This window comes from Pseudomonas sp. UBA6323, assembly GCF_002439135.1.
Lineage (GTDB): Bacteria > Pseudomonadota > Gammaproteobacteria > Pseudomonadales > Pseudomonadaceae > Aquipseudomonas.
In genome coordinates, this window is the sequence record NZ_DJSX01000027.1 from 1 (window position 1) to 4,487 (window position 4,487).

At 61.1% G+C, this 4,487-nt stretch carries 4 protein-coding genes; 2 read left to right on the forward strand and 2 right to left on the reverse strand.

Annotated features, from left to right (window positions below; all coding sequences use genetic code 11):
- The coding region (locus B3P22_RS05785; RefSeq protein ID WP_296270315.1) for an efflux RND transporter permease subunit at window positions 1–2,222 on the reverse strand (2,222 nt) is incomplete at its 3' end.
- A 19-nt stretch (window positions 2,223–2,241) separates the two neighbouring features.
- Window positions 2,242–3,444 carry an efflux RND transporter periplasmic adaptor subunit gene (locus tag B3P22_RS05790; protein ID WP_021204037.1) on the reverse strand — a complete coding sequence of 401 codons (1,203 nt, stop codon included), beginning with the start codon at window positions 3,442–3,444 and terminating at the stop codon, window positions 2,242–2,244.
- A gap of 141 nt (window positions 3,445–3,585) precedes the next feature.
- Between B3P22_RS05790 and B3P22_RS05795 the strand changes: the two genes are divergently transcribed.
- Window positions 3,586–4,191 (forward strand): TetR/AcrR family transcriptional regulator, encoded by a 606-nt coding sequence (locus tag B3P22_RS05795; protein WP_023047514.1) that lies wholly within the window; start codon window positions 3,586–3,588, stop codon window positions 4,189–4,191.
- Between the two features lie 63 nt (window positions 4,192–4,254).
- Window positions 4,255–4,487, forward strand: a 233-nt coding sequence (locus tag B3P22_RS05800) for a permease (RefSeq protein WP_296270316.1), incomplete at its 3' end; no start/stop codon positions are given.

The following is a 4,487-nucleotide window of genomic DNA, read 5'->3' on the forward strand; positions in this document are numbered from 1 at the left end:
TTCGCCTTGGTGCGGTCCACTACGGCGTCAAGCTGCGGCACATTGGCCTGATAGGAACTGATCGGATATTGGAATCCCGGTTCTTGCGAGATGGCCGTCGCCAGCTCGGTGGTCGCCGTCTGCAATGCGGCATAGCCCTCACGGTTGCGATCCTGCACGTAAAGAGAGAACCCGGAACCCGCGCCCAGCCCCATGACAGGGGGCGGCATGATGGCAAAGGCCAGACCGTCCTGCTCCTGAGCGAAGCGCTCGTTCAACTGTTCCGCAATCTCGGTTGCAGTGTGCTTGCGCTCATTGATGGGCTTGAGTATGAAATACACTAGGCCGCTATTGGACGTGTTGGTCAACTGCAAGCCGTTCATGCCCGGGAACTGCACGGCGTTGTAGACGCCATCGGTCTTGAGCGCGATGTCGCTCACACGGCGGACCAGCGCTTCCGTGCGCTCCAGGGATGCACCCTCGGGTAGCTGGATGACACCGATGAGATACAGCTTGTCCTGCATGGGGATGAATCCGCCAGGGACGGCCTTGAACACAGCTCCCGTCGCCACCAGTAGCGCGATGTAGACGAGAAACACCGCACCACGCCGCCCGAGGATGCGCGACACGCTGTTTCCATAGCCATCCGCGCTGCGCAGGAAGAAACGGTTGAACGGCCGGAATATCCAGCCCAGACTGCGATCCAGCACCCGCGTGGGCAGGTCTGGCGCGGCACCATGCGGGCGAAGCAGGCGCGCGGCCAGCGCAGGCGACAGCGTCAGCGAGTTGATGGCCGAAATTACCGTGGAGATCGCAATGGTGACGGCGAACTGTTTGTAGAACTGCCCTGTCACGCCGGACAGGAATGCCATAGGCACGAATACCGAGCACAGCACCAGCGAGATGGCGACGATGGGGCCACTGACTTCGCGCATGGCCTGATGGGCCGCAGCCAGCGGCGCCAGCCCTTCGGCGATGTTGCGCTCGACGTTTTCCACCACCACGATCGCGTCGTCCACCACGATCCCGATGGCAAGCACGAGTCCAAAAAGCGTGAGCGTATTGATGGAAAAGCCCAGCATCAGCAGCACGGCGAAGGTGCCTACCACCGACACCGGCACGGCTAGCAGTGGGATGATGGAGGCACGCCAAGTCTGAAGGAACAAGATCACCACCAGCACCACCAGTCCGATGGCTTCCAGCAGAGTGTTGACGACCGCCTTGATCGACTGACGCACGAAGACAGTTGAGTCATACTCCACCGACCATTCCACTCCCTCGGGAAAGCGCTTGGCCAACTCGTCCATCTTCGCGCGGACTTGATCCGAGATTTCGATGGCATTGGCGCCCGGGGCTTCAAAGACAGAGATCGCGACAGCAGGCTTGTTGTTGAGCAACGACATCAGCGAGTAGCTGGATGCGTCCATTTCCACGCGCGCCACATCTCGCAGCCGGGTGACCTGACCCTGCGATCCGGTCTTGACGATGACGTCGCCGAACTCTTCTTCCGTCACCAGCCGGCCCTGCGCATTGATGGACAGGAGGAAGTCGCTTCCCGAGGGGTTGGGCGGCGCACCTAGTTGACCGGCCGAGACCTGGACGTTCTGTTCGCGCACGGCTTCGACCACATCGCCGGCGGTCATACCCAGCGCCGCAATTTTGTCGGGGTCCAGCCATAAGCGCATGGCGTAGTCGCCAGAGCCGATGATCGTGGCATCGCCCACCCCCTGGATGCGTGCCAACTCGTCGCGTACATGGAGCACGGCATAGTTGCGCAGGTACAGCGCGTCATAGCGATCGCCCGGCGAGCGCAACTGCACGACCAGCGTTTCGTTGGGGAACTGTTTGACGGTCACCACACCTTGCTGGCGCACCGCTTCGGGAAGACGCGGCTCTGCCTGGGCGACACGGTTCTGTACCTTGACCTGGGCGTCGTCGGGATCGGTGCCAGGACGGAAGGTGACGGTCAGCACCAACACGCCATCACTACCGGCCACGGACTTCATGTAGAGCATGTTTTCCACGCCGGTGATGGATGCCTCCAGTGGTGCGGCTACCGTGTCGGCGATTTCGCGCGGATTTGCGCCAGGATACGTGGCGCGAACCTGTACGCTGGGTGGCACGACTTCCGGGTACTCGCTGACGGGCAAGAGCGGGATCGCGATCAACCCAACCACGAAAATGATGATGGACAGCACGGCCGCAAAAATCGGCCTGTCCACGAAAAAGCGGGCAAAGTTCATGATGGCTGGCTCTCCGCGCTCATTCGCTCGCCTGGGCGTTTTGTCGGCCTGCAGGCGCCATTTCAATGTCCTGGGCCGTCACTGGCATGCCGACAGAAACCTTCTGGATGCCGTTGACGATCACGCGGTCGCCGGGATTTAGACCTTCCTCGACGATGCGCAGGCCTTCGGCCTTGCGTCCCAGCGTGATGTCGCGGCGCTGGGCGGTGTTGTTCTCATCGATCACATACACGTACTTGCGGCTCTGGTCGGTCAGGATGGCCTTGTCGTCGATCAGCATGGCCTCGAAACTGCCGCTACCCGGCAGGCGCACTCGGGCATAGAGGCCCGGCGTAAGCAGGCCGTCGGGATTGACCAGGGTGGCGCGTGCGCGGATGGTGCCGGTGGCCGCATCGACACGGTTGTCCACGAAGTCCACGTTTCCGGCGTGTGGATAGCCGTTCTCGCCGACCAGGCCCACCTGCACCGGGATACTTTCGCTGCGCTGGTCGGGGCGCTCTCCGTTGCGAGCCATGTGGGCGTAGCGCAGATAGGTACGCTCGTCGACATCAAAATGCACGTGCACCGGGTTCAGCGAGACTACGGTGGTCAGGATGCTGGCCTGGCCGTCAGCACTCACCAAGTTGCCTGCCGTGACCAGTGCACGTCCGGCGCGGCCTGTGATGGGCGAACGTACCTGGGTGAACGACAGATCCAACTTGGCGGTCTCGACTGCGGCTTGGGCGAACTGCACGTTGGCTTGGGCCTGATCGGCGGCGGCGTGGCGCTGCTCCAACTCCTCGGTGGAGGCTGCTTGCAACGAAGCCAGCTTTTGAGCACGGGCCGCTTCGCTACGTGCCAGTGCGGCCTGCGTGCGGGCGCGGGCCAAGTCTGCTTCCGCGCGAGCCAGAGCAGCACGGTAACTGCGAGCGTCAATCTCGAACAGCACGTCGCCACGTTTGACGATCTGGCCCTCTTCGTAATTGACCCTGTCGATGTAGCCACTCACACGTGGCCGCAGCGCAACGCCTTCCACCGCCTCGACGCGGCCATTGAACTCATCCCATTGGACGATCTTGCGCACCGACACAGGTGCCACGCTGACCGTGGGTGGAGGGGCGGCGACCGCGTCGGCGGCGTCGCTATTGCAGCCAGCTAGGGACAGCGCCAGCAAGCTCGCCGCAGCTAACGGCAAGGCGCGGCGCCAGGAAGGCAGGACCGCAAGGTAAGGCAATGTGCTCATTGTTTTCAGTCTCGAAGGGATGGCGAAACCCGGTTGATAAAATTTGACATACGTGACGTATGCCATTTATCATCCACTCATACGCAACGTATGTCAATCATTTACATACACTTCTTATGTGAAAAATCGGAGGACGACCTAATGGCACAAAAGCGTGCAGAGATGATTGAGGAAACGCGGGCCAAGCTCATCAGTGCCGCCCGCGCTGCGTTCGCAACCGTGGGATATGCGGACAGTTCAATGGATGAGCTGACGGCCCAAGCCGGACTGACGCGCGGAGCGCTCTATCACCACTTCGGTGGAAAGAAAGGGCTGCTGGAGGCGGTCATCGCCCAGATTGATGCAGAGATATCTGGCCGACTGGCCGTCATCGTCGAGGAGGCGGAGTCCACCTGGGACGGCTTCGTTCAGGAGTGCATTGGCTACATCAAGATGGCCGTCGAGCCCGAAGTCCAGCGGATCGTCCTGCTGGACGGGCCAGCGGTTCTGGGCGATCCCTCCCAGTGGCTCTGCCAGAACGTGTGCATCGTGAACACGCGCCGCAGCCTCCAGAAGTTGATCGAGGAGGCAGTCATACGCCCCGTCGATCCCCTGGCGACGGCCCGCCTGATAAACGGGGCGCTGCTGGGCGCATCGCTGTGGATCGCCAGCGCAGACGACCCACGCGCCGCTTCCGAAAAAGCCGTGCAGGGATTTCTTGTACTGGTGGCGGGCTTGCGGCGGGACACCTCTCCCGCGCAGCCGTAACAACCCAAAGGTGCCGACCGGCAGGCCGGACTCTTTGACCCAGAAATATAGGAGTAATATTGAATGTCATCTCAACTCCAAGACGCTCTAGGCATGTTCGCCTTTCTCGCTATCGAGCTATCGGTTTTATTCATTGGCATTAGCTTGCTGGTCGGAGTTCTTCAACGTCACATCCCACCATCCAAGGTGGAAGCGTTACTGACTTCCAGTGGGAAGCGAGGCTATTTTCTTGCTGCTGGTTTAGGAGCTATAACGCCCTTCTGTAGTTGCTCGACTATCCCCATGTTGAAAGGGTT